The sequence below is a fragment of the Mesomycoplasma ovipneumoniae genome (assembly GCF_024758565.1).
GTDB classification, from domain to species: domain Bacteria; phylum Bacillota_I; class Bacilli_A; order Mycoplasmatales; family Metamycoplasmataceae; genus Mesomycoplasma; species Mesomycoplasma ovipneumoniae_B.
This window is the reverse complement of the sequence record NZ_CP079199.1, coordinates 358634-385533: the sequence shown is the minus strand read 5'-3', so window position 1 is coordinate 385533 and position 26900 is coordinate 358634. Positions and strand designations below refer to the sequence as shown.

Annotated in this window: 23 protein-coding genes; 18 read left to right on the top strand and 5 right to left on the bottom strand. The window is 28.9% G+C overall.

What is annotated here, in order from left to right; all coding sequences use genetic code 4:
• The first annotated feature begins 104 nt into the window (after positions 1-104).
• From KW512_RS01420 to KW512_RS01405, 4 genes are read left to right on the top strand one after another with little or no spacing between them, the layout of a single operon-like run.
• The gene (locus tag KW512_RS01420; protein WP_258841719.1) at positions 105-2033 is read left to right on the top strand and encodes a DNA gyrase/topoisomerase IV subunit B; all 1929 of its coding nucleotides are present in this window, start codon (positions 105-107) and stop codon (positions 2031-2033) included.
• A complete protein-coding gene (locus KW512_RS01415; protein ID WP_258841718.1) occupies positions 2026-4530 on the top strand; it encodes a DNA topoisomerase (ATP-hydrolyzing) in 2505 nt (834 codons plus the stop codon). The genes KW512_RS01420 and KW512_RS01415 overlap by 8 nt, the downstream gene beginning before the upstream one ends.
• A gap of 3 nt (positions 4531-4533) precedes the next feature.
• Positions 4534-7182, top strand: coding sequence for an isoleucine--tRNA ligase (gene ileS / locus KW512_RS01410; RefSeq protein WP_258841717.1), 2649 nt, complete (start codon positions 4534-4536; stop codon positions 7180-7182).
• Positions 7166-7768: a signal peptidase II gene (locus KW512_RS01405; RefSeq protein ID WP_258841716.1), complete on the top strand. Its 603-nt coding sequence runs from the start codon at positions 7166-7168 to the stop codon at positions 7766-7768. The genes ileS and KW512_RS01405 overlap by 17 nt, the downstream gene beginning before the upstream one ends.
• A 164-nt stretch (positions 7769-7932) precedes the next feature.
• Here the strand turns inward: KW512_RS01405 and KW512_RS01400 are convergent, their stop codons facing one another.
• The 5 genes from KW512_RS01400 to recA form a co-directional block, all read right to left on the bottom strand.
• The gene (locus KW512_RS01400; protein ID WP_258841715.1) at positions 7933-9111 is read right to left on the bottom strand and encodes an IS3 family transposase; all 1179 of its coding nucleotides are present in this window, start codon (positions 9109-9111) and stop codon (positions 7933-7935) included.
• A gap of 613 nt (positions 9112-9724) precedes the next feature.
• Positions 9725-11815, bottom strand: coding sequence for a ribonuclease R (gene rnr / locus KW512_RS01395; protein ID WP_258841714.1), 2091 nt, complete (start codon positions 11813-11815; stop codon positions 9725-9727).
• 5 nt (positions 11816-11820) lie between these two features.
• Positions 11821-12054, bottom strand: a complete 234-nt coding sequence (gene secG / locus KW512_RS03920) for a preprotein translocase subunit SecG (protein ID WP_258841713.1) — start codon at positions 12052-12054, stop codon at positions 11821-11823.
• A 48-nt stretch (positions 12055-12102) separates the two neighbouring features.
• Positions 12103-13635 (bottom strand): phospholipase D-like domain-containing protein, encoded by a 1533-nt coding sequence (locus KW512_RS01385; RefSeq protein ID WP_258841712.1) that lies wholly within the window; start codon positions 13633-13635, stop codon positions 12103-12105.
• Positions 13636-13650: 15 nt separating this feature from the next.
• Entirely contained in the window at positions 13651-14664 is a 1014-nt protein-coding gene (gene recA / locus KW512_RS01380; RefSeq protein WP_258841711.1) for a recombinase RecA, read from the bottom strand.
• A gap of 236 nt (positions 14665-14900) precedes the next feature.
• On the opposite strand from recA, the gene KW512_RS01375 reads away from it, so the two are divergent.
• From KW512_RS01375 to KW512_RS01310, 14 genes are all read left to right on the top strand, one after another.
• A complete protein-coding gene (locus KW512_RS01375; RefSeq protein WP_258841710.1) occupies positions 14901-15623 on the top strand; it encodes a phosphotransferase in 723 nt (240 codons plus the stop codon).
• A 1-nt stretch (position 15624) separates the two neighbouring features.
• The gene (gene obgE / locus KW512_RS01370; RefSeq protein ID WP_258841709.1) at positions 15625-16890 is read left to right on the top strand and encodes a GTPase ObgE; all 1266 of its coding nucleotides are present in this window, start codon (positions 15625-15627) and stop codon (positions 16888-16890) included.
• 57 nt (positions 16891-16947) lie between these two features.
• Complete coding sequence (locus KW512_RS01365; protein ID WP_258841708.1) at positions 16948-17310, top strand: MG284/MPN403 family protein; 363 nt, start codon at positions 16948-16950, stop codon at positions 17308-17310.
• A 3-nt stretch (positions 17311-17313) separates the two neighbouring features.
• Positions 17314-18519 (top strand): MHO_1580 family protein, encoded by a 1206-nt coding sequence (locus KW512_RS01360; RefSeq protein WP_258841707.1) that lies wholly within the window; start codon positions 17314-17316, stop codon positions 18517-18519.
• Positions 18520-18945 carry an MHO_1590 family protein gene (locus tag KW512_RS01355; protein ID WP_069097806.1) on the top strand — a complete coding sequence of 142 codons (426 nt, stop codon included), beginning with the start codon at positions 18520-18522 and terminating at the stop codon, positions 18943-18945. It begins immediately after the preceding gene.
• 47 nt (positions 18946-18992) lie between these two features.
• Entirely contained in the window at positions 18993-20147 is a 1155-nt protein-coding gene (locus tag KW512_RS01350) for a Y-family DNA polymerase (protein WP_258841706.1), read from the top strand.
• A 435-nt stretch (positions 20148-20582) separates the two neighbouring features.
• Positions 20583-21311 carry a F0F1 ATP synthase subunit A gene (locus KW512_RS01345; RefSeq protein WP_069098694.1) on the top strand — a complete coding sequence of 243 codons (729 nt, stop codon included), beginning with the start codon at positions 20583-20585 and terminating at the stop codon, positions 21309-21311.
• 70 nt (positions 21312-21381) lie between these two features.
• On the top strand, positions 21382-21690 hold the full coding sequence (locus KW512_RS01340) for a F0F1 ATP synthase subunit C (RefSeq protein ID WP_069098695.1): 309 nt from the start codon (positions 21382-21384) through the stop codon (positions 21688-21690).
• 17 nt (positions 21691-21707) lie between these two features.
• A complete protein-coding gene (locus tag KW512_RS01335; RefSeq protein WP_258841705.1) occupies positions 21708-22253 on the top strand; it encodes an ATP synthase F0 subunit B in 546 nt (181 codons plus the stop codon).
• A 3-nt stretch (positions 22254-22256) separates the two neighbouring features.
• On the top strand, positions 22257-22802 hold the full coding sequence (locus tag KW512_RS01330; RefSeq protein ID WP_258841704.1) for a F0F1 ATP synthase subunit delta: 546 nt from the start codon (positions 22257-22259) through the stop codon (positions 22800-22802).
• A 19-nt stretch (positions 22803-22821) separates the two neighbouring features.
• Positions 22822-24345 (top strand): F0F1 ATP synthase subunit alpha, encoded by a 1524-nt coding sequence (gene atpA, locus KW512_RS01325; protein ID WP_258841703.1) that lies wholly within the window; start codon positions 22822-22824, stop codon positions 24343-24345.
• 26 nt (positions 24346-24371) lie between these two features.
• The gene (atpG, locus tag KW512_RS01320; RefSeq protein WP_258841702.1) at positions 24372-25202 is read left to right on the top strand and encodes an ATP synthase F1 subunit gamma; all 831 of its coding nucleotides are present in this window, start codon (positions 24372-24374) and stop codon (positions 25200-25202) included.
• Between the two features lie 17 nt (positions 25203-25219).
• Complete coding sequence (gene atpD / locus KW512_RS01315; protein ID WP_258841701.1) at positions 25220-26635, top strand: F0F1 ATP synthase subunit beta; 1416 nt, start codon at positions 25220-25222, stop codon at positions 26633-26635.
• Positions 26622-26882: a hypothetical protein gene (locus tag KW512_RS01310; RefSeq protein WP_258841700.1), complete on the top strand. Its 261-nt coding sequence runs from the start codon at positions 26622-26624 to the stop codon at positions 26880-26882. The genes atpD and KW512_RS01310 overlap by 14 nt, the downstream gene beginning before the upstream one ends.
• Positions 26883-26900: the final 18 nt, after the last annotated feature.

The following is a 26900-nucleotide window of genomic DNA, read 5'->3' as shown; positions in this document are numbered from 1 at the left end:
TTTTTATAGTAAATTTTACCACTTTCTTACTAGTTTACTTTAAAATTTCAAATATTATTTTATTTTTGTATAAAATTTTTAGTATAAAACCCAGAAAGGCTTATATGACTTATTCAGTTGAGAAACTTAAACTTTTAAAAGGACTTGAAGCTGTAAAAAAACGACCTGGAATGTATATAGGTTCTACAGACATTAACGGACTTCACCAATTAATCTGAGAAATTTTTGACAATGCGGTTGATGAAGTAATTGCTGGTTTTGCAAATGAAATTAAAGTAGTAATAAATCATGATAATTCGGTTGAAATTAGCGACAATGGTCGTGGAATTCCAACTGAAATTCACAAAAAAACCGGTAAAACTGGTGTTGAATTAGTTTTTACAGAACTTCATTCAGGAGCTAAATTTTCTGATGAAATTTATAAAACCGCCGGCGGACTCCACGGAGTTGGTTCATCAGTCGTGAATGCATTATCTAAAAAAATGGAAGTTTTTGTTTCTCGTAACCAAAAATTGTTTTATACATCTTTTATTAACGGCGGAAAAATTGAAAATAGAACCCAAGAATTAGGACCTAGCAAAATTAGTGGCACAAAAATAGTATTTTTGCCTGATTTTTCATTTTTTTCTCACAAAGAGTATGATCCTGATATGATAATTTCAAGGTTGCAGGAAACTTGCTTTTTAGTTAAAAATTTAAGAATCGAGTTTGTTGATCTAAAAAACGGTATTGAAAAAACTTTTCAATTTAGTAAGGGGATTGAAAATTTTGTTGAATTTTTAAACAAAGATACCCAAAAAATTCATGACAAAATTATCGCTTTTAAAGAAAAAAGTCAAGATATCATAGTAGAATTTGCATTTCAGTATGTTGATTCTCAACAAGAAAATATTATCTCATTTGTTAATAACGTAAAAACAAATTTGGGAGGAAGTCATGAAAATGGCCTAAAAGCTGGTATCGTAAAAGCAATTAATACTTATGGTCAACAAAATAATTTGCTGAAAAATAAGCAAATTTTTGACTTTAATGATGTAAAAGTTGGACTTTCCTTAATTTTATCGCTGCGAATTCCTGAGCCAATTTTGGAATTTGTCGGCCAAACTAAAAATAAATTAGCAACAGTCTTGGCAAAAACGGTCACAGAAGAGGTAGTTTTTAGAAATGTAATGTCCTTTTTTATTCAAAATAAAGAAACTGCTCAAAAAATTATTACTTTTTTACTAAATGTTTACCAACAAAAAGAAAAGTTAAAATTAAGTCTAACAGAAACAAAAATTTCTAAGTCAGTGGCAAAAGAAAAACGGATTTTATCAGGAAAATTAACACCTGCTAATTCAAAAAAAGCTATGAATCGCGAGCTTTTTTTGGTTGAAGGTGAATCAGCTGGTGGTTCAGCAAAACTTGCGCGAAATCGTGAATTTCAAGCAATTTTACCGCTCAAAGGTAAAATTGTAAATTCACAAAAAACTCGTTTGATCGAAGTTTTGAAAAATGAAGAAATTATTGCCATTATTAGCGCTTTAGGAACTGGAATTGGTCAGAATTTTAACCTTAAAAACTTAAATTATGGCAAAATCATTATTATGACCGATGCTGATAATGATGGCGCTCACATTCAAATTTTAATTTTGACCTTTTTGTTTTATCATATGCGTCCCTTGATTGAAAATGGTTTTGTTTATATTGCCCAACCGCCTTTGTACCGAATTAGTGAAAAAAATAAAAAAGACATTTATATTTGAGATGAAAAAGAATTCCATGAATATGTAAAAAAACACCCTAATGCTCAAATTCAGCGTTATAAAGGTCTTGGTGAAATGAATGCTTCTCAACTTTGACAGACAACAATGGATCCTGAAAAACGAATTTTAGAAAAAGTTTTAATCGAAAACCTTGAAAAAGTTGAGGAAAATTTCCGCATTTTAATGGGAGAAAGAGCTGACTTGCGTAAAAATTGAATTCAAGAAAATGTTGACTTTTCACTTGAAGACAGTTTTATTGACAATTTAAAGGAGCCAGTCTATGAGTAAAAATTTAGATTTAATCATTAACTCAAAATTAGATCAAATTTTGGCCGAAAAATTTACTCGCTACTCGAAATATATAATTCAAAACAGAGCAATCCCCGATGTTCGCGATGGACTAAAACCTGTTCAGAGAAGAATTCTCTATTCAATGTGACAGCTTGGTCTAAAAAATACTAAAAATTACAAAAAATCAGCCAGAGTTGTTGGAGATGTAATTGGTAAATTTCATCCACATGGAGATTTATCAATTTATGATGCGCTAGTTCGGCTGTCTCAAGAGTGAAAAATTAACATTCCACTTGTAGAAATGCACGGAAATAAAGGCTCAATTGATGACGATCCTCCTGCTGCAATGAGGTATACCGAAGTTAGATTAGCCCAAATTAGTGAACATTTGCTTGAATTATTATCAAAAAATGTCGTAAATTTCTGCCCTAATTTTGATGACAGTGAAAAAGAGCCCACAATTTTGCCAGCAATTTTTCCTAACTTGCTAATTAACGGTGCAATCGGAATTGCAAGTGGTTTTGCAACAGAAATACCTCCTCATAATTTAGTTGAAGTAATCCAAGCTGTAATTTTAATGATCAAAAATCCTTTAATTACAAACAGTCAAATTTCTAAAGTTATTTTAGGTCCTGATTTTCCCACAGGTGGAATAGTTTATGGAAAAGCCGGAATTTTAGATGCTTTTGAAACAGGAAAAGGGAAAATTCAAATTTCGTCATCATACAAAATTTCTGAAAAAAACAAGCAAAAAGTGATCGAAATTTCTTCTATTCCTTTTGGAATTTCAAAAGCTAGCTTGATTCAACAAATCGACACAATCCGATTTGAAGAAAAAATTAGCGGAATTAAAGAGGTAATTGATCAATCTGATCAAAATGGTGTGCTTATTTTTGTTGAACTTGAAAAAGATGCAAACGCCGAATTAATTCTTAATTATTTGCTGCAAAAAACAGATATGCAAATCTATTATTCCTATAATTCGGTAGCAATTTGTAATAATTCACCAAAATTACTATCAATTAAAGAAATGATTGGTTATTTTCTTGAGCATTTAAGAAAAGTTAAACTAGGTGAATTTAATTATGAACTTTTTAAAAGCAAAAAAAGACTTGAAATTATAGAAGGTTTTTTAAAAGTTGCTGATATAACTAATGAAGTAATTGAAATTATCCGTAAATCTGATAATTCAAAAGCGGGTGTAATAGCTGATTTAGTTAAATATTTAAATTTTACCGAAGTTCAAGCTGAAGCAATTGCTTCGATGCGTTTGTATAGATTATCTAAAATTGAACAGCAGTCATTTTTAAATGAGTCTAAAACTTTAGCCCAAAACATTGAAGAATTTAAAAAACTTATTGAAAATAAAGAAGAATTTGATCTTCATTTAATTTCTATGCTAGAAAATTTTGCTAAGATTTATGGTTCTCCACGAAAAACTAAAATAGTTGACAAAGAATTGCAAGTAAAAATCAACCATCAAGATTTAATTAAAGATGAACAGTTTTACTTTTGAGTTTCTAAGAACGGCCTTTTTAAAAAAATGAACATAAAAAATCATGCAGTCGAGGAAATTGAAAAAATTCAATTACCTTCAGAAGATTTTTTTATTTTTCAGGGTAAAATAAATCAACGTCAAAAAGCACTTTTTTTAACAAATAAAGGTGATGTTGGCATGTTGTTAGTTCATCAACTCGAAGAATTAACGCTAAAAAATAACCCAAATAACTTAAAAATTTCTCTTGGTCTTAAAAATGATCATGAATTAATTAGTTCTTTTTTTCTTGATGACCTAGATTCTAATCATTTTTTGCTTTTTATAACTAAATTTGGTTATGCAAAAAGAATGCAACTAAAAGAAATAGCAAAAATTAGACCAAATAATATGATAAATTGTTTTAAACCCAAGGAAGGCGATGAATTAATTAGCATTTTTTTAGAAGATAAATTAAAAAACATCGTTTTAATCACATCGCAAAATCGCGCACTAAAAATAAGCGCTTCAGATGTTCCGATTTATGGGCGTATTTCCTCAGGTGTAAAAATTTTAAAACTTCAAAAAAATGAAAAAATCGTTGCATCTGTTTTAATTAATTCTTCTGAGGAAATCGCGGTTATTGATAATTATTCGCGTTTTGAAAAAATTTCGACAGAAAGTCTTCATTTTGGTAATAGATCAATTGCTCCCAAAAGCTTTGATTCAAAACTTGATTTTTCTTTAACTCCAAAAAGTGTCGAAATTTATAGTGAAAATTTGCAAGTTTTTGATTTTGACACCACTTTGAAAATTGTTCCAATCCAAAAATTTATCAATTTTGACCCTAATCCTAAAAAAAATTATAAATTATTTTTAACAACTGATAAGAAAAATGAAAATTCACCAAATTTTATTGATCAAAATCAAGCAAATTCTAGTAAGATTTTAAAGACTAAACTTCAAGAAATAAGTGAAATTGACATAAATTCCATTCTTGAAAAGATTGAAAAGGAATAAACAATGGATAAAAATTTCTATAAAAATTCGCTCAATATATTTACCACAGATTTTTCAATGAAAGCTAATTTGCCTCAGAAGGACAAATTTTTTACTGAATTTTGAAAAAAGGAAGACGTTTACCAAAATCTTTTAAAAAAAAATATTAATAATCCAAGATTTATTCTTCATGACGGACCCCCTTATGCAAATGGTGACATTCATATCGGCCATGCTCTTAATAAAGTTTTAAAAGATATAATAGTTCGCTATAAATCAATGTCTGGTTTTTATTCACCTTTTGTCCCAGGTTGAGATACTCATGGTCTTCCAATTGAAAATAAAATTATTAACCAAATTGAAACAAAATCGACATTAGAAATTCGCCAAAAAGCCAATGATTTTGCTAATTCGCAAATTTTAGTTCAAAAAAAACAGTTTGAAAAACTAAATTTATTAACAGATTTTAGTCAAATTTATCAAACAAATGACCCAACCTATGAAGCAAAGCAACTCAAATTATTTAAAAAAATCGCTGAAAAAGGTCTAATTTATCGCGCTTTAAAGCCAATTTATTGATCTCCTTCAAGTCAAAGCGCACTAGCTGAAGCCGAAATTGAGTATCTAAATCACCGGTCTCCTTCCATTTTTGTTGCTTTTGATGTTAAAAATGACAACAATTTTGTAAAAAGTGGCGATAAAATTATTATTTGAACAACAACCCCTTGGACACTAATTGCAAATTCAGGGGTTGCTGTTGGTCTAAATTTTGACTATGTTAGAGTAAAAGTTGGCTCAAATTTTTACATTTTAGCAGAAAAATTATTACAAACATTAGCTTCAAGTTTTGACTGAAATTCTTATGAAATTATTGACACATTTTTAGGGAAAAACCTTGTAAATCTCGAGTATTTTCATCCTATTTTTGACAAGATTTGTCCTATAGTTTCAGGTCACCATGTTACCCTGGATGCTGGTTCGGGCCTTGTTCATCTTGCGCCACTTTTTGGTGAGGATGACTACTGAATTGGTCGAGAAAATGATCTTGAAATGGTTATGCACGTTGAAGATGATGGAAAATTTAATGAAAAAGCAGGACAATTTTCTGGCCAATTTTATGATTCGGCAAATAAATCAATAAGCGAATATCTCAAAGAAAAACAATCGCTTTTAAAATTAAATTTTATCACCCACTCATTCCCTCATGATTGACGAACATTAAAACCCGTAATTTATCGTGGCACACCTCAGTGATTTGTTTCTGTTGAAAAAATTAAAAAAGAGCTTGAAACAGCGATAAATGAAATTGAATTTCCTGAAAAATGACTCAAAAACCGCTTAACAAAAATGATAATAGACAGAAAAGACTGGCTAATTTCGCGCCAGAGAAGTTGGGGAATTCCGTTAATTATTTTTTATGATCAAAATAAAAATCCCGTCTTAGATAAGCCTGAAATTTTTGACCATATAATTTCACAAGTTCAAGAATTTGGTTCTTCAATATGATACCAAAAAACTGCTGACGAACTTTTGCCTCCTAAATATCAAAATTTAGGTTGAACAAAAGAAAATGATATTTTGGATGTCTGATTTGATTCAGGTGTTAGTTTTCTTGCCGCAAATATTAACAACGAAAATCCTCCTTTTGATATTTATTTAGAAGGATCTGACCAATATCGCGGCTGATTTAATTCATCTTTAATAAATTCGGTGATATATTTTGGTTTTTCACCTTATAAAAAATTATTGTCTCATGGTTTTGTTGTCGATTCAAAAGGGAATAAAATGTCAAAATCAAAAGGAAATGGGGTTGATCCGCTTGTAATTTTGAACAAGTACGGTTGTGATATTTTTCGACTTTGAGTTGCAAATAGCGAATATTACAACGACATTGTTTATTCAGAGTCAATTTTTGAACAAAATGTTGAAATTTATCGCAAAATTCGCAACACAGTTCGATTTTTAATTACAAATTTAGCAGATTTTGAACCAAAACAATATAAATTAGAGGAAGTTGACCTATTTATATATAATAAAATTCAAAAGCTAAAAAACGAAATAATTCAGTATTATGATGAATATCGCTTTGTCCGTGTTGTAAAAATAATTAATAATTTTATAATTGAATTTTCTAATTTTTATCTGTCTATTGTTAAAGATATTTTGTATGCAGATTCAAAAAATTCAGTAAAAAGACGCTCAATTCAATACGTTTTTTACGAACTTTTATTGGTTTTAAATATTGCAATTGCACCAATTATGTCAACAACAGCCGAGGAAATTTATCAATTTGTTCAAAAAAGTGACAAAAAAACATCAATCCACTTGGAAAATTTCTTTAAAAAGTCTAATTTTGATCCAAAATTAGATGAAAAATGAATTGAATTTTTTGATGTTAAAGATTCTGTTTATCAACTAATTGAGCAAAAAATTCAATCAAAAGAAATAAATCGCTCAAATGAAATTGCAGTTGTTTTAGATTCTAATTCCTCAAATTTTCTAAAATCACTTGATCTTGTGAAATTATTAATGGTTGCAAAAGTTGAATTTAAAGATGAAATAAGCATTTATAATCTTAATTGACCTAAATGTCCAAGATGTTGAAACCATTTTGAAAAAATTCAGGATGTTTGTGACCGTTGTTTTGAGGTTTTAAATGAAAGCAAAAAATAATGCCGTTATTAAATATATTAATTCAAAATATATTAAAATCGGCAAAAAACGCTTACTAATTAATATTTTGATTGCTTTTTTGGTTATTCTCGTTACTCTATTAATTGATCAACTAACAAAAAATTTAATTTTTACCTATGAAGAGTATAGAGAATCAACCGATAAAGGCTTTGTCAAAGTAATTTCATGGGGTTTTATTGGTTTTCGTCCATTTTTGCATCAAGGTGTAACTTCGGGAATTAATAACGTTATTGGTTTTACAGGTATTCATATTTTTGCCTTTTTAATAAGTTTGATACTTTTGATTTTGATTCCTTTTTCAAAAAGATACGCGCTAACAATTTTTATGGCCATATTACTAGGCGGGAATTGAGGTAACGAAATTGACCGAATTTTGGATAATAATCACGTAAAAGACTTGCTTTTTCTGCCATTTGTAAGGTCAAGTGGGACATTTAATTTTGCAGATATTTTTATTTTTGTTGGCCCCATTGGAATTTTTATTATTTCTCTTTATGATCATGCTCAACCTTGAATTTCAAAAAAACTGAAAAATAAAATCTTTAGGAAAAAAAGTAAAAATTAAAAAAACGCTGTAATTTACAGCATTTTTTTGCAAATAAGACTAATAATTTGTTAAAACACCCGAGTTTCTCAGTTTGATGGCAAAAATTCACTTTTTAGTGAACACAAATATGCAAAAATACCGGTAAATAAACTAGGACAAGAAAAATTAACAGTTTAATATTATTATAACATCATAGCATATTGCTGTGGTGTTTTTCAATTTAAAATCGATTGAATTCTATAATTGTTGTATCAAAATATATAATCTGCAATTATTTTTTTCAGATCTTCAAAAGTTATTTTGCTGTAGTTTAACTCGTTTAAGCATTCGCTTTTTATAATTGAAAATCAGTATTCAACCTCCCTATTATCCAAAGAATTTCCTATGCGAGACAATGAAACAGTTCCTCCCATTTTATTTATTTTGTCAATATAGACTTTTGAAGTGTATTGAAATCCATGGTCTGAATGAATAACAAAATCTTTATCAATAGACCTAAATGTCTTTATATTATCCATAACTAAATTAAGATCATTGTTTACAGATAATTTAAAATCTCTGATTTTTTTAGTTTTATGCTCAATTATTACAGACAAAAATACATGGTTTTCCTTAACATCTCTAGGAGCTTTTATATATGTAACATCAGTAGCAAAAATATTTCTATTTAATTTATCATTGTAGTCACGTTTAACAATATCCGGCAGTGCGAATTTGGTGTTCTTAATTTCGCTCTTTCTTCTTTTTTTTCTAATTTTGCATACTAAATTCAATCTTTTTAAATGTCTTCCAAGAGTTCGAGGGTGAATGTCAATATTATATTTCATAGAAATATAAGCACTCAACCTTAAGCGACCATATCTACCTTTGTTGTCAAGAAAGGATTTTTTAATTATTGCGTCATTTTCGTGCTCTTTTACTTTTATAACTCTAGTTTTAGATTTTGCCACTGATTGTCTGCATACATTAAAAATTTTTGCAGATTTGCTGTAGGGAATATTTAGTGTTTTGGCTTCACTAAGTTTTCCTGATTTTGATTTATCTTTGTTGGTTTCGTAATATCTCTTAGCTATTTCTATTAATTCTTCTTTTGTAAATTCGTTTCAATCGGGTTCAATTTGTTTTTTAGGTTTGCGACTCCCTGGCTTTCTTCTTGCACCCTTTTTATCTAATAATTGATCTTGCATACCATAATTATAATATCTAATAATTTTTTTGATTCTTCGAACTAGTTGATCTCTGGTTATAAAATTTGTATCTGGTGAAATATCATTTATATAATTTATTGTTTTTTTTAATCCAAATTCATTGTAAATTTTATAAATCATATCAAACTCGTCTTTTTTAAAGTGTCTTGACATTAGTATTCTCCTTTTTGCTGTATTTGAAAATTTAAAAAAGCTAACACTTTGCGTGTTAGCTTTTTCATTAAACTCGAACAAAAAAGCCAACACCTTTAGTGTTAATTTTCTTTGTCCTTGTTTAAAAACCGTGTTTTTTGACCCTAAAACCTTAATTTTTATAGTTTTCAAATTAACCTTTTGCAAAAAAAAAAAAAAAATGCTTGGCCTAAGAAAAAATTATGTTATAATAAACCTCACTAAGAATAATTAATAAATTTTGATATTAAATTAAGGAGGGGAATCAAGGAAGTTTTTGCCATAAAAAAATCAGAAAATGCGGATTATCCATTATATTTTTATTAAATATGATGGAATGCCTTAAATTTAACCGTTTAGAAATCTATAAATTTAGGGCTTTTAATTATTGTTCTTTCAAAACTTCACATATTTTTTTAGGCTCAATGTAAATAAAAACGAGTTTTCTATTTACATTGAGTTTAAATAGTAGTTGTATTTTTTTTATGGTTTTGCTTTTTTAGTTTGCTTTATTTGATTAATAAGTAGATTTTTCTTTTGTGAGTGTTAGATTTAAAAAAACGTTGTAATTTACGGGATTTTTTAACAATTAAGGCTAATAATTTGTTAAAACTGCACTAATTTTTCCATCTCAAATATTTACGCTTTCAATTTTAACATCGATAAATTCACCTAATTTAAATCGATGTTTTTTATTGTACAAGCAAAAATTATCCTCCGCTAACACATAAGGATCATTTTCGCTATCAGGAAGACTTTTATTAATTATTAAGGCGTCAAACATTCCGTCAATTTCAACAAAAAACCCGGATTTAATAATAGAAGTTATTTGCGCCCTAAAAGATTTTCCAATCAAATTTTGGACATATTCAGCTTTTTTTATATTTATAATTTTTCGCTCTAAATTAAATGCTTTTTGTTCTAATTCGGTTGTTGTATAGGAATTTTTTTTCAAAATTTGCTTATAAGTTTCAATGTCATCACTTTTTTGAAACAAAAAGTTATGAATAATTCTATGCAATAATAAATCAGGATAACGACGGATAGGGCTAGTAAAATGACTATAAAAACTAGCTGCAAGACCAAAATGACCTTCGTTTTCAGTGCTATAAATTGCTTTTTGCATTGTTCTTAAAATTGAATATTTAAGAAAATTGTCACTATTTTCTAATTTTATTTGGTTAATTTTATGTGCAAACTCTTTAGAATTAGGATTCAATTTTAAACTGTGTTGTATGCCCAAAGATTTAATAACTTGATTAAAAATTGTTATTTTTTCAGGATCAGGGGTTGCGTGAATTCGGTATAAAATTGGAATTTTTTTCTTGGTTAAAAATTCCGAAACATTTTCATTCGCCCTAATCATAAAATTTTCAATTAATTCTTCAGAAATTCCTCTTCGTTTTAGTCTTAGGGATTGCGTATATCCTTCTTGGTCTAAAATAATTTTAACTTCATCAAGCGCAAGGTCAATATAACCTTGTTTTTTCTTAAAATTTGACAAAATAGTGTTTAAATTTAAACACTTTTTTAACATATTTTCTAAATCTGCATCACCAAATGAAAATGAACCAGCAAAAAAATTGTTTACTTTTTCATAGGTTAGACGCCATTTTGAATTAATCACAGAAGGATAAATTTTAATGTATAAATTTTCACCTTTTTTATTTATAAGAGATTCCATTGTGATAGTCAATCTGTCAACATTAGGCATCAAAGAGCAAATTCCGTTTGATAATTCTTCAGGTAGCATAGGAATTACCATGTGAGGCAAATAAATTGAAGTTCCCCTTTTTTGGGCTTCAATATCCATTGCTGAATCCTGTTTTACATAATGGGCTACGTCTGCAATATGAACTTTTAAGAGAAAATTTCCCTCTTTTGTTTGTTCAATAGAAATGGCATCATCAAAATCTTTTGTATCATCGCCATCAATTGTTATCACAAGTTCATTTCGTAAATCTACTCTATTTTTGTCGATATTTTTTATTTCTTGTTCAATTTTTGAAGATTCAGCCAGAACTTCTGGGCTAAATGCATCAGTGATTTCTGATTCAATTATAGGAATTTTTACATGTAAAAAAGGCTCTGATTGGTGTCCAATTTTTTGAATAACAGCCAGTTTTAGCACATTTTTTTGATAATCAACAATTTTTACTTTATAAAAATTGTTGATTTCTAGATCTTGAGTTGAATTTCACCGAAAGAAAAAATTACCCTTAAAATTAATAGGCTCAAAATCTCAAAATTTATCATTTTTAACAACTTTTCCAATTAAAAACTTAGTGTTTCGCTGAATAATTTTAGTAACAACACCGAAAAATTGATCGCTTTTGAATCTATCAACATAAATATTAATTTTGACTTCATCGCCTTCAAGAGCATTAGCAGTAAATCTTCCAGGTATAAAAACATTATTTTTTTGGGCCGGATTTTGTTTATTTTCAACAAAACCAAATGAAGATTGGGTAGCGCGGAAAATACCAACCCGAGTTTCTATAAATTTAGGCCAATAATATTTACCTTCTAGAGTTTTGAAAATCTGAAAATTTTCAATTAAATTGCTTATTTGGTGTGTCAAATGTTGGTTTAAGTCAAAAGGCACGTTAAATTTTCTAACAATTTCAATAAAAGTTTTTTCATTTTGAAGAAAATTTTTGAGCTTTTCTTGAGATATAATTTCCATGAATTTTATAACAACCTAATTACTAACGACAGAGCTAAAAAAATAAACCCCAATATAAACATTGCTCATTTTGTGAACTTTTTGATACCACGTTCTTTGGACACTTGGAATAAATCCAAATCACTCGATCCAATCAGTGCTCCAGAGAATGAGTTTGAATGTGGGGACATAATTAGCGAAACTAAAACAATCAGGAAACCAAAAATCGCAATAAAAATAATTAAAACTGTTTTTAACATGACTAACAACCAAAAGTAAGTTCAATTATACTATAAAAAAGCTATTTTTTAAACCAAAGTTTTCAAAAAGAAAATTAAAAACTTAAAAATATTAGAAATTTTATTAAATGCTTTTATTTCAACAATAATATTTTGTTTTTTAAGTAAGTCAATATGATTTAAAAACTTGTTTAAAATTTTACCTTTAAAAAATAAATTGGTTTCATACTGGAAAAATAAGGACCTAGCATCTAAATTTGCTGTCCCAATCATCCCAATATTATCATCAATAACTATTGATTTCCCGTGAAAAAAGATTTCCTTAAAAAAATAAATTTTAGCACCTTTTTTTAGCAATTTGTACGCAAAGTAATGATTAAAACTTTTAATCATTAAAATATCGTTTCTGCCTGGTATAAAAATTTCTACCTCTATTTTTGCAAGCAAAACGTCTTTAAGTGCGTCGATAATTTTTTGTGTTGGCACAAAATATGGTGTAAAAATTTTAATATTTTTTTTGGCCGAATAAATACTTTTTAAAATAAAACCCTCAATCAATGAGTCGGGTAAATTTGGACCATTTTGAATAACAACCCCTAAATTTTTAATTTTAGTAGATTGAATGCTGTTTTCTTCAAATTTGCAAAAATTATTAATTTCAGATTTAGAAATATTTTTTTTACCCCATTTTGACCAATGAAATAGGAAATTTCGGCAATAAGTTTCGACAATTTCGCCTTCAAGTCGAAGATTTAAATCCATTCAATAGCCAAAATTTTTGTCAAAACCGGAGTATTCTTCAGAAATATTATTTCCACCAGTATATACAATTTTTCCGTCAATTAGAAAAACTTTTCTGTGGTTTCTATAAAAACTTTGGCCTGAAATAAAAGGTAATTTGAGCGCATTAAACAAAAGAATTTCGATTTTTTGACTTCTTAATTCAAGTCATTGCCGTGTTTTTATGTAATAAGCCCCAAAAGAATCAACCAAAATCTTAATTTTTACACCTTGTTTACGTTTATTAATTAGCAATTTTTTTAACTTTTTTCAAATAAAGTCGTTTTTTACAATATAAACATCAATAAAAATGAATTTTTTTGCCTTCTGAATGTCGTTAAAAAGTTTTTCAAAAAAACTATGACCATCAACAAGCAAATCGCCAGTAAATTTTTGAACAGGAGATAAGAAATATTCACTTGAATAAACCAATAAATCTCGATCAGTTTTAGGGATTTTTTCTAGTAACTTTTCATCAGTTTTATTTGGGCTAATAAAATACTGATATTGTGAAAAATAATGCTTAATATCTTGGTGATTTGAGTATTTTCGCCCTAAAAAAATATAAGCAATTGGCCCAATTATTGGCAAAATAGAACAAGCAATCAGTCATGAAATTTTTGCTTCATGTCTTCTTCTTTGTAGCAAAATAAATAAATTAAAAAGCGAGGTAGAACTATAAACCAAAACAAATGCTAAAATAGCGATTCAATCAATATCTCTAGACAGATAAACATAAATAATGTAAATAGTTCCGCTAAAACCCGCAAGGAAAATTAATAAAAAAAAATAGTAAAAAATCCACTTTGCTCTTTTGAACATTATGGTATAATTTTACTATATTTCTACATTTTCCTTTTGATTTTCGTTTAGTTTTTCAGTAATTTCCTCCTTTATTTCATTAAATAATTTCTCATTATTTTCAAGTAAAAGCTTCAAATTCATTTTTCCTTGTGCGATATTTTCACCTTTATATGCAAATCATGATCCTTTTCTGGTAAGAACACCTAATTCTTCTCCTAAATGAATAAGTTCAGCAGATTTTGAAATACCTTTTGCAAAAACAATTTCAACTAATGCTGTTTTAAACGGGATTGCAAGCTTATTTTTAACAACTTTTATTTTTACGCTATGCCCTGTTATATCATTTCCTGTTGAAATTTGTTGAACTTTTCTTACATCAAGTCGAATTGAAGCGTAAAATTTTAGCCCTCTACCACCTGGAGTTGTTTCTGGATTTCCAAAAATTACCCCTACTTTTTCACGAATTTGATTAATAAAAATAACTGTTGTACCGTTTTTATTTAATGATGCAGTTATTTTTCGAAGCGCTTTTGACATAAGTCGCGCTTGCGCCCCAATTACTTGATCTTTCATTTCGCCTTGCAGCTCTGCCATTGGAACTAAAGCGGCAACCGAATCTACAACAATCAAGTCAATAGCTTTTGTTTTTGCTAATGTGTCGACAATATCAAGGGCTTGTTCACCCGAATCTGGCTGAGAAAGAATTAAATTATCAATATCAATTCCTAAATTTTTTGCATATTGAGAATCAATTGAGTGTTCGGCGTCAATAAATGCCGCAATTCCACCGCGCTTTTGAACTTCGGCAATCGCGTGTAAGGTAATAGTCGTTTTTCCTGATGATTCAGGACCATAAATTTCAATAATTCTACCTTTTGGGAATCCGCCAATTCCCAAAGCCATATCAATGGCCATACTTCCAGAGGAAAAAACTTCAGTGTCAATCGGTGGTTTTTCACCTAAAACCATGATAGATTCATTTCCAAATTTTTTCTTAATATCACTTAGAGCTTGTTTTAATAGTGATTTATCGTTTATTTCAGTCATTTTTGTCCTTTTTAAATATTGGGTTATAAATAATTTTCTTGTTTTTTCTTATTTTAAGTTAATTTTTTTTGTAAAAAAACCTCAAAAGTAGGAAAAATCGACCAATTTTCCTATTTTAAGAAAAAATTAGCAGTTTTTCTTAAAATAGTACGCTAGGGCGGAAAAAAGATACATTTATTTTTGTCCTAGCAAGAATTATTAGCTTAAAATCCTAAAAATCTAATAAAATTTATAGTATGAAAAAAATTTCAATTGGTTTTACTAATAAATCTTTTCGCAAGGATTCACAATTTATTCAAGAAAAAGTTTATAATGGAATGAATCATCAAATTGATTATTCAATTTTATCAAATTTTGATTTTGTTCCAAAATTAATATTTGATTCAAAAGAACAAATTATTTGAGAATGAATTGAAGGATCTAGTGTAGAAATTACCACTGAATCGCTTGAAAAAATCGCTTTGCAATTAAGACAAATTCATAATTCAAATTTAGTTTTTCCACCATCTAACCATGCATTTCGAGTAGAACAATATTTAAAAATTCTATCTGAAAAAGGGATAAAAAACCCTACAATTGAAAAATATAACCCATTTATCAATGAAATTTTGGTAAATATGGATAAAACTAAACCACTTCATAATGACTTGTGATTAATGAATATGGTTGAAAAAAACAAAAAAATTTATTTTTTAGATTGAGAATATGCATCAAAAGGCGACATACATTTTGATCTTGCATATTTTATAGAATCTGCAAGGTTAGATAATGATCAGGAAAAAATTTTTCTTAATTTCTATGGAAAACTAAATTATAAACTAATATTATTGCATAGAATTTTCGTTCTTTACCTTATAATTTTATGAGTGAATGCTCAAGAAACTAAATATTTTGACGACACCCCTTACATGGAAAAATTAGATAATTTATACGAACAATATAAATTATGAAAGGAATAAAATGAGATTTATTGATCAAGTTTCAATAGAAATTCAAGCAGGTAGGGGTGGTGACGGTGTAATATCATTTCGCAGAGAGGCTCATGTTGATAAAGGTGGACCAGATGGCGGAGATGGTGGTAATGGAGGTTCTATTTATTTTATTGGAGATTCTGGTCTAAATTCGTTATTTCCGTTTTATCAAACTAAAAAAATTTTCGGAAATAATGGTGAAAATGGTAGATCAAAAAATAGGACCGGAGCTAATGGTAAGGATATTTTTGTAAAAGTCCCCCTTGGAACACAAGTGTTTTCAAAAAACACTCTGATTTGTGATGTAATTACTCAAAAAAAATATTTAATTGCCTGTGGCGGCAAAGGCGGTCAGGGCAATGCCCGTTTTAAGAATTCAAGAAATAAAGCACCCCGAATATCTGAAAACGGTGAAGAAGGTCAAAAATTAATTCTTCAACTTGAACTCAAAGTTATGGCTGATATTGGTCTGGTTGGTAAACCAAATGCCGGAAAATCCACACTTTTATCATTAATTTCTAACTCTAAACCCAAAATTGCTAATTATGAATTTACAACTATTGTTCCGCAACTGGGCATGGTAAAATCTTACAATGATTCATTTGTTGTTGCAGATTTGCCTGGTTTAATTTCAGGAGCAAGTTTGGGAAAAGGAATGGGAATTGTTTTTTTAAAGCATATCGAACGTTGCCGTGCAATTGCTCATGTGATTGATTTTGGTAGCCAAGAAAAAAACCCGATTGATGATTTTAAAAGTATTAATGCCGAACTAGCTAATTTTAGCCAAAAATTGCTAAAACTAAGCCAAATAATAATAGCAAATAAATCTGATTTACCCAGTTTTAAAAAAAATATTCAACTTTTTCAACAAGAATTTCCCGAAATTCCCGTAATTGAAGCCAGTTTGATTTCAAATAATAGTGCTGAAATTCAAAATATAAAGAAAAAAATGTTTGAGCTTATTTTGCAAGCAAATCAAACTGAAAATATCGAGGAAACAGACAAAAAGGAAGATTTTGTTGAATATAATCTCGAAGCACCGTTTTTAATTACTAATAAATTTCCAGGGTTTTACGAGGTTACTGGTGAATTAATTAAAAAAATAGTTAATAAAATACCATTAAATTCTCAGGAAAATATTTTTAGATTTAACTCGAAAATTAAAAATATAGGCTTGTGAAATGAACTTTTAAAACTAGGAATAAAATCAGGCGACACTGTTAAAATTTATAATTTTGAATTTCAATGAAGTTAAAATATTTTGACCATTTATTAATTTTTTGAGTTTAAATTTTTTACAGGAGTTATAAAAATGGATGATTTCCGTAAACCGACAAGATCATTGCGCAAAAAATTAAAAGATCCATCAGAATGGACATTTGTTCAAAAAAAATCACTAGTCTCTTTTTTATTCCTATATCATAAAACTAATAAACTCCACTCACAAAAAGAAAAAGTTTATGAAACTTTAGGAATTGCAAATAAAAATGATGATTTACCAATTTCAGCAATTGAAAGAGCGCTTTCACTCTTAGAACCTAGATACACTAAACTTTTAATCAAAGAATTTATCGATAATGACCGTAATTGAATTAAAAAATACTGGTCCAAGTCTACATATTATAAAAATATGCACAAAGCAATCGACCAATTTATTATAATTTTAAATCTTTAGTTTATGAATTTAGATCTTATTCCAAGCCAAAGCCCCGAAATTCAAATTGCAAGAAGCTATGGCCAAATTTCTTTTAACTATGCATCAAATTCATCACCTAATGGAATTAGACAATTTGTAAAAATCGAGCGCGATATTGTTTCAAATAGATATACAGTAATTGTCACTGTTTTTTCAAAAATACCGGGAAAAGTGAATGCTTATGTTCAAGTAAATAATTCACTTCCTGCAGGTCCAAAAGTTTTAGAATTATTACCTGAGCGATTTAATCAAGCAATTTTTATTTTTGGAGGTCTTGATGGCGAAAAAAGTAAAGATAAAGCTGACAAATTTGAAAAAATAGATAATATTTTAGTGTATTTAACAAAAGATAACGAGCAACAAATCATGCTTGATAATGTGGTAAAAATCCGCAATTTTTCAGATGTACGCAAAGAATATTCTATCCAAAATCAAGGAATTGGCTTTAAACTTTTAAAGTCAATAAAAATGGCAAATTTAGGTGCTGACGCCTCACGTGAATTTTCTAAAACTTATGAAAAAATCGACGAACAAACAGTTTATTTTTTTCCTGTTAAATTTATTCAAGAAAAACACAATATAAATATTTTTAAGGTTGGGGTTGATCCTGAGACTTTTCATGCTGGAAATATTGACCGCCAGATCAATATTTCTGACTTAAAACTGACAAATCTGCCAATAAAATCAACCACAGCAGCAAAAAATTTTTTAAATTTATCATTCCAATTTCGCCCAGATATCTATAATAAAAACACAAAACTCGAAATTGTTGAGGGAAAATACATAATTGGGGACATTTTCATAACTTCAAGCACTTTTTATGATTCAAAAGAACGGGTTGTTTTTAGTGGAAATTCACAAATTTCCCAACAAGGATTCATTATTCCTTATAATTTTTCAGGATCCTTAAATCCAAAAGTCGAAATGTCCATTAATTCTGATTTTGAGAAAATTAGTGTTGGTTTTTCTCAACAAATACACAAAAAATTAATTGACTACGAAAAGAAAAAAGGAATTTACCGTCTAAAAATCACAAATTATCCGACCCCTTTTATAAAATCTGATGAAATCAAAATTTCTAATCAAGATTTTAAATATGTTGCAACTAATTTTTTAACAATTGAACAGCTGAGAGATCTTTCTTTTACTAATTTTAAAGAAGATGAAGAAAATCAGTTAGAAGAATAGATGCAAATCACTGCTAAAATTTTATCAGGTCTTCTTGCAACAGGGATTATTGCTGGCGGCGGAATCCTAGGTTGGTATTTGTATAATTCTAGAGTTGAAAAATCACTATCACCTTTAAAAAAACAACTAGATTTTGAAGTCAAAAATGAATCAGAATACAAAGATAACGATGTTTTTCCCAATATTTATGCTAATGATTTTTACGATACAATAAAAGTAAAACAAGGAAAAGTTTATATTGATGAGTGATTAGTTGAAAATGTTATCAAGGAAATTATTTCAAAAGTTAAAGTATCATTTGGATCTTTGAATTTTCGGTACAAAATTGATGAAAATCAGCAAACAATTTATATTGAAATTCTCTGAAAATATAAAAAGAATAAATTAAATAGAAATTATAAAATTAGCTTGTATCAAGATATTTAGCGCTAAATTGTAAAAAAATAAAATAATAGTATAATTATTTTTGTCATATGCCAAAAATAATTGCCCACATTGATATTGATACTTTTTTTGTCTCATCAGAAATTAGACTTGATCCAACATTACAAGGACAGCCAATTGCAATTTCTCGAAAAGAGGATTTTGCAATGGCTGTTTCTATTTCTAAAGAGGTTAAAGAAAAAGGCTTCAAAATCACAGATAAAACAATAAATATTAAAAAAAAGATCCCAAATTTGGTTGTAATTGAACCAAATTTGGCTTATTATCGGTTTTTGTCCAGGCAATTTTTTGATTTTATCACTAAAAATTTTACAAATAAAATTGAAATTTACTCGATTGACGAGTGTTTTTTGGATTTGAGTGATTATTTCAACAAATTTAATACAATTTACCAAATGTTGTACCATATTAAGAAAAAGTTGCAAAAAGAACTTAAATTACCAATTTCAATAGGCGTTTCTCACAATAAATTATTGGCAAAAATGGCTACTAATTTAGCAAAACATACCCCAGAAAAAATCACTGTTATTTCAAGGGATAAAATAAGACCACTTATTTATTCCCAAAAAATCGAAAAGCTTTTTGGAATAGGGATTGTTACGGCTCAAAAACTAAAAAATGTTGGAATTTTTACCATTGATGATCTAGTAAAAGCTGGAGTTGATAATGAAAAAATTATTCAAGTTTTAGGTGTTCAGCGTTATGGATTTTTTCAATCTTTGACTTCAACAGGAGACAACATTGTTGCAAACAAGCCAGAAAATTTCAAAAGTGTCTCACATTTTCGCACTTTTTGTCATTCTACCCAACTAACAAAAACAGAAACACTACTTTTAATTTCAGAATTTTTACCAAGTTTAGTTGCCAAACTAAACCAGTTTAACAAAGGTGCAAACCGTGTTGAAATATATTTTAAGTTAAAAAACAAAGAACAAAACCGCTTTTTTACAGATTTATCTCAACCTTCAAATAATTATGATTTGCTGTATAATAATTTAGTTGCACTTGCAAACAAAATCGATGATTTTTCATTAATATTAGGGTTTGGAATTTGTTTGTCAAAAATTTCTGATTATGACATAAGTATGTTAAATACTAGTCCAAAAGTTAAGAATATTATCGCAAGTGTAAATAAAAAAATGGGTTTAAAAAAATTAGTTGTGCTAAAATCATTTAAAAATTAGGCCATTTAAAGCAATGAAATATTTTTATTACTTTTATTTTAAGATTTTTTTAGCAATTGCATTAATTTTATCTTTAGTTGCAATTTGAAATTACACATTAATTTTAGGATGATTGTTTTCCTTTTTTAGTGTTGCATCCTTTTTGCTTTCAAAAAACTTATTTTTTAGCATCATAACAAAAAAAGCAAAAAATAAAGAAAAAACCTCTTCATTTTTTGCTTTTTTTGTTTATATTATATTAATTTTGTCTCAATCTGCAATTTTGCTAGCTATTTTTTTTATTAATAAATCATTTCAAAGAGCTGCTGAAAATAGTTACGATTTTTTACTTGCACCAATAAATATAATTTCTTTTATTTTTGGTTATACAATTTTTCCAATTAGTGCTATAATTTATTTTTTAATATCAAAGCACAAAAAAATAAAGGAGTAAAAATGAATTTTTTTTCACATTGAAATCAACCGCAGTTATTTACTCTTTTTATTTTAGTAGTTTTTGTAATAATTTTATCAATTATTATTTTTTTTCACATAAAAAAAGCAAAAGTTGATAAAGCTCCTTCGGCAATAGTTTTATTTGCAGAATCATACTTTTTATTCATTGATGACCTTGTCGAATCTGCCGGCGAAGGTTATGTAAATAAAGCAAAACCTTACATTTTTTCTCTTTTTACCTTTTTTTTATTAGGTAATTTATTGTCACTTTCAGGTCTTGAACCAATTTCTACCTCAATTTCGGTAACTTTAAGTTTGGCCGTAATTAGTTGGCTAGGGATTTTTGTTGTTGGAACAATTTATGGAAAATGGCATTATTTACTTGAATTTGGGAAAAATCCACTCAAAATAATAGGAGTACCCGCTCCATTAATTTCGCTTTCTTTCAGAATGTATGGAAATATAATTTCAGGTTCCGTTTTCTTTTTGATTATTTATTCAGGTGTTCTCTGACTTTACCAAAAAATCCCGTTAGGTGTTTTTGGTAACTTTAATTTACCGGTTGTATTAATTTTTCCACCGTTTCTTATCTATTTTGATATTATCGGCTCGTTGATACAGTCATTTATTTTTGTAATTCTAACTGTTTCATATTGAGGAATGGAAGTAATTCATCCACCAAAAAAGCAAAAAATTGAACAAAACACATTGAACATTGTTCAAACTTAATTATTTTGCAAATAAAATAATTAATTTATTATAAATTTATTATAAATTTATTATAAAAAAAAGGAAAAAAATGGAATCTGTTATAAATTTCTCGCAAAAAATTGTTCAAAATTTTCAAGAAACTGCTACTAACACCGCTCATTCAGGACTAAATGCGACTGCATTTGCATATTTAGGTGCTGGACTTGCGATGATCGGAGTTATCGGTGTTGGTGCCGGTCAAGGTTATGCTGTTGGAAAAGCTTGTGATGCTATTGCAAGAAATCCTGAAGCACAAAAAAGAGTTTTTCGTGTGTTAATAATTGGAACAGCTATCTCAGAAACATCATCAATTTACGCGCTTTTAATTGCCTTTATCTTAATTTTCGTACAAGGTTAATCCCAAATTTGTAAAAAATGGAAAGTATTAATCAATCATTAGGCGAATTGTTTAAAGGGATAATCCCTAATGTTTATGTAGTTGCTGCAACATTTGTTAGTTTCATAGTTTTATTTTTGGTTTTGACTTATTTTGTCTATCGTCCACTTAAAAAATATATCAAAGAACGTAAAGCTTTTCTCCAAAAACACATTGACTCAACAGTTCAATCAAATAATGAAGCTAAAGAATTAGCAAAACAATCGCAAAATCATTTAGAAGAAACAAAGCAATATTGCATTGATTTAAAACATCAATCTCAACTTGAGGCAAATCAGCTTATCGAAAATTCTAAAAAAGTAGCCACCGAAGAAGCTCGTCGTCTTATTTCTGAAGGTCAAAAAGTTTTAACCGAATATGAAAAAGAAATTGTAAAAAAACATCAGGAAAATATTATTAATGTTGCTACTGATATAAGTAAAAAATTCTTGATAAATCAAGAGCAAAATAACAAAGAATTGCACGAAAAATTGGTTTTAGATCTAGAAAATTTGCTAAAATCTGAAAAAAATATTAGAGAATAAAAAATGCACCCACAGGTAAAAAATATTTATGGATATTCTGAGTCGCTCTTAGAAATCTCAATATCTGAAAAAAAAGTAGATCAATTTATAAATGATAGTTTTTTTATAATTGATTTAGTTAGCGCCAATCCTTCTTTAATTTCGATTTTCACTTCACATTTTATTTCAAAAAGTGAAAAATATACTTTGATAGAGAAAATTTTTGAGTCTAAAATTGACACTTATATGATAAATTTTCTTAAAGTAATATGCAAAAACAATCTTTTTTCACATTATAATCAAATTTTAATTAAATATATAAAACTTGCAAATGCTTATTTAGGCCAAAGTTGAGGCCAAATTCAAAGTGCATTCCCATTGTCACCATCAGAAATTGCTAAGTTTGAAGACTTAATTTCCCAAAAATTAAACAAAAAAATAGTTTTACGACCAAAAATAAATCCAAAATTAATTTCTGGAATCAAAATTAGCATTGATAACCATGTTTTTGAACATTCACTCTCATCACAGTTGCGCTCACTCAAGCAAAAACTCATAAAAAATATATAGATTTTAAAGGTTTTTTGACATGAACAAAGATATAAATTTAACCGCAATAATTAAAAATGAAATTAAAAATTTCGAATCCAAAATTCAACATGATGATATTGGAAAAGTTATTGTTGTTGGAGATGGAGTTGCGCTTGTTTCCGGGATTGAAAAAGTAAAATTTGGTGAGCTTGTTCAATTTGAAAATAGTGTTTTTGGAATTGCACTTAATCTTGAACAAGATTTAATTGGTGTTGTTATTATGGGAAATGAAAACTCTGTTTTTCAAGGCTCAACTGTCAGAAGAACAAAGTCTGTCATTTCAATTACAGTTGGTGATCAACTTTTAGGTCGTGTTGTTAATGCCCTTGGTCTTCCAATTGATGGAAAAGGTGAATTTGATAATAGTATAAAATCTGAAATTTTCACAAACGCACCTTCAATAATGGATAGAAAAAGCGTTGACCGTGGACTTCAGACCGGAATTTTAGCAATTGATTCACTAGTTCCAATTGGAAAAGGACAACGTGAGTTAATAATTGGCGACCGTCAAACTGGAAAAACAACAATCGCTATTGACACAATTTTAAACCAAAAAGGTAAAAATGTTTATTGTGTTTATGTTGCAATTGGCCAAAAAAATTCAAGTGTAGCCCAAATTGTTGCTCTTCTTGAAAAAAAAGGTGCACTTGACTATACAACAGTTGTTGTTTCAGGAGCTAGCGAATTATCACCTTTACAATATTTAGCGCCATATTCTGGAACCTCAATTGCCGAATATTGAATGCATAAAGGCAAAGATGTTTTGATAATTTATGATGATTTATCAAAACATGCTATTGCATACAGAACACTCTCACTTTTATTAAGAAGACCACCGGGAAGAGAAGCTTTTCCTGGAGATATTTTTTACCAGCACTCATACCTTTTGGAACGATCATCACAATTATCTGATGAAACAGGTGGCGGTTCGATTACTGCTTTGCCAATAATTGAGACTCAAGCCGGAGATATTTCAGCTTATATTCCTACAAATGTCATATCTATTACCGACGGTCAAATTTTTGTTCGTGATAATCTTTTTAATTCAGGGCAAAAACCGGCAATCGATATAGGTCTGTCAGTTTCGCGGGTAGGTTCAGCGGCCCAATCTAAATTAATGAAATGAGCTTCCTCATCATTAAAATTAGAACTAGCACAATATAATGAACTCAAAGCTTTTGCACAATTTGGATCTGATTTAGGGCCAAGTTCGCAGTTAATTCTTGATCGCGGGAACAAAATTTATGAACTTTTAAAACAAGAAAATCAACAACATTTTTCCCAAATTCAGCAAATAATGATGTTAATTTTAATTAAAGAACATCTAATTGATCACTTACAACTTGAATCTATGCAATCGTTTAAATCTGTTTTTCTTAAATATTTAGATACAGATTCTGAAATTAAGTCAATTTTAGAAAAAATTGATCATAATGTTGCTTTAAAAGACGATGATTTACAATTAATTTTAAATTCAGTAACAAATTTGATTGAAAATTTTAATTCAGGTCGAAGTTTTTAATTTGTTTTTTATAAAAGAGAGTAAAAATGCCTAAATTAAACAGAATTCGTGCAAGATTTACCCAAATTCAAAATATAAAAAAAATTACTGCCGTTATGGAAATGATAGCTAATTCAAAAATTCCCAAAATTAAACGTCAATTTAAGTCATCTCAAGAATATTTTGAGAATTTAGACTATATTATGCAAAATATTTTGGCAAATTTATGCAAAACACCTGAAGAGCTAATATCAACAAACTCTGAAAAAAATCTTTACATTGTTTTTGGTTCAAATTTAGGTTTTTGCGGCGCCCTCAATAATCAAATTTTGAAAAAAATTACTCCTAATTTAACAAAAAATGATGAAATCATTATTTTTGGTAAAAAAATTTATAATTACATATCATTAAGATATCCTAAAAATATTATCAAATATTTTCCCGGAGTTGAAGAGACGAATTTTTCTGAACCAATTATTCAAGTGACAAACTTAATAAATAAGGCAATTTCTGAAAAAAAATATAAAAATATTTTCATTTGTTATAATAAATTTATAAATATAATTCAATCAAAGCCAAATATTATTAACTTATTTGATTTTGCAAAAAATAAAACAAAACAAGACGGCTATGGAATTGAATTTGAACCTAATGCAGTTGAAGTACTCAAAAAACTAATTCCTTTTTATATTAAATCCCTTTTGGAAAAAATATTTATCGAATCTAAATTAGTTGAGACATCTGCTCGTCGAACTTCAATGGAAAGTGCAACAGAAAACGCCCAAGATATTCTTCAAAAATTAGAACTTGAAATAAATTCTAGTCGCCAATCGATGATCACTCAAGAAATTATCGAAATTATTAGCGGAAAAATGTAGCAAAAGTAGGTAAAACAATGAAAAAACAGATTAATATAGGTCACATAGTTCAAATTTTTGGTCCAGTTATTGATGTTCAATTCCCAAACGAGCATATGCCAGCAATTCTTTCAGCCCTTGAAGTTGAAGTTGACAATCAAAAAATTGTTTTTGAAGTTGCCCAACATTTAGGTGAAGGAATTGTCCGCGCAATTGCAATGTCAATGACTTATAATTTATCAAAAGGTTTAGAAGTAAAAGATACAGGTTCACAAATTTCAGTTCCGGTTGGAAATCAAGTTTTATCACGAATGTTCAATGTTTTAGGAAATCCAATTGATAGCGGTCCGTCTCTTGATTCAGTTGAAAAAAAACCTATTCACTCACCTGCCCCAACATATTTAGAACAAAAAGCTGTAAGTGAAATTTTAGTTACAGGAATTAAAGTCATCGATTTATTAATTCCCTTTGTAAAAGGTGGAAAAATCGGTCTTTTTGGAGGAGCAGGAGTTGGGAAAACCGTTTTAGTTCAAGAACTTATTAACAATATAGCAACTAAACACGGTGGACTTTCAGTTTTTGCTGGGGTAGGCGAGCGTTCACGAGAAGGAAATGACCTTTATTTTGAAATGAAAGCTAGTGGTGTTTTAGACAAAACTGCCTTAGTTTTTGGCCAAATGAACGAACCTCCTGGTGCGCGAATGAGAGTTGCTCTTTCTGCTTTGACAATGGCCGAACATTTTCGTGATCAAGACAATCAGGACGTTCTACTTTTTATTGATAACATTTTTCGATTTACCCAAGCTGGTTCAGAAGTTTCAACACTTCTAGGTAGAATTCCATCAACTGTGGGCTATCAACCGACACTTTCAACTGAAATGGGTCAGCTTCAAGAGCGAATTACATCAACAATTAGAGGATCAATAACCTCAGTTCAGGCCGTTTATGTTCCTGCCGATGATATCACAGACCCTGCACCTGCAACTACTTTTTCACACCTTGATGCCAAAACAGTTTTAGACCGTGGGATTGCTGCTCTTGGAATTTATCCTGCAGTTGATCCTTTAGCATCATCCTCAAGAGCTTTAGATCCTAGTGTTGTTGGAAAACAGCATTATGAAGTAGCTAAAAAAGTAGTCCAAATTTTGCAAAGATTCAAGGAATTACAGGATATTATCGCAATTTTGGGTGTTGATGAACTTAGTGAGTCAGATAAACAAGTTGTTGCAAGAGCCCGCCGAATTAGGAATTTTTTATCCCAACCGTTTTTTGTAGCTCAAAAATTTTCAGGAATTGAAGGCCAATTCATTAAAATCGAAGACACAGTTAATAATTTTGATGAACTTTTATCTGGCAAATTTGATAATGTCCCTGAAGAAGCATTTTTATACGTTGGGACAATTAATCAAGCATTAGAAAAGGCAAAAAAGATGGGATGAAGTGAAAACAATTAATCTTAAAATCTTTAGTCAAAAAGGAATCATTTTAGAATCCCAACCAGTTTCAGTTACTGCAAAAACACAACTAGGATACCGTGTTGCCCAATACGGTATAACACCTTTTTGCGGAATAATTGCACCATCGGTATTGTATGTTTTAAACGAAAAAGAAGAACTCAAATTTAGAATTACCGACGGTGTTATATATGCTTCTAAATCTGAGGTTTTAATTTTTACCCAGGGGGAGCCGCATCCCGCTTAATATTAATAAATTTTTAAA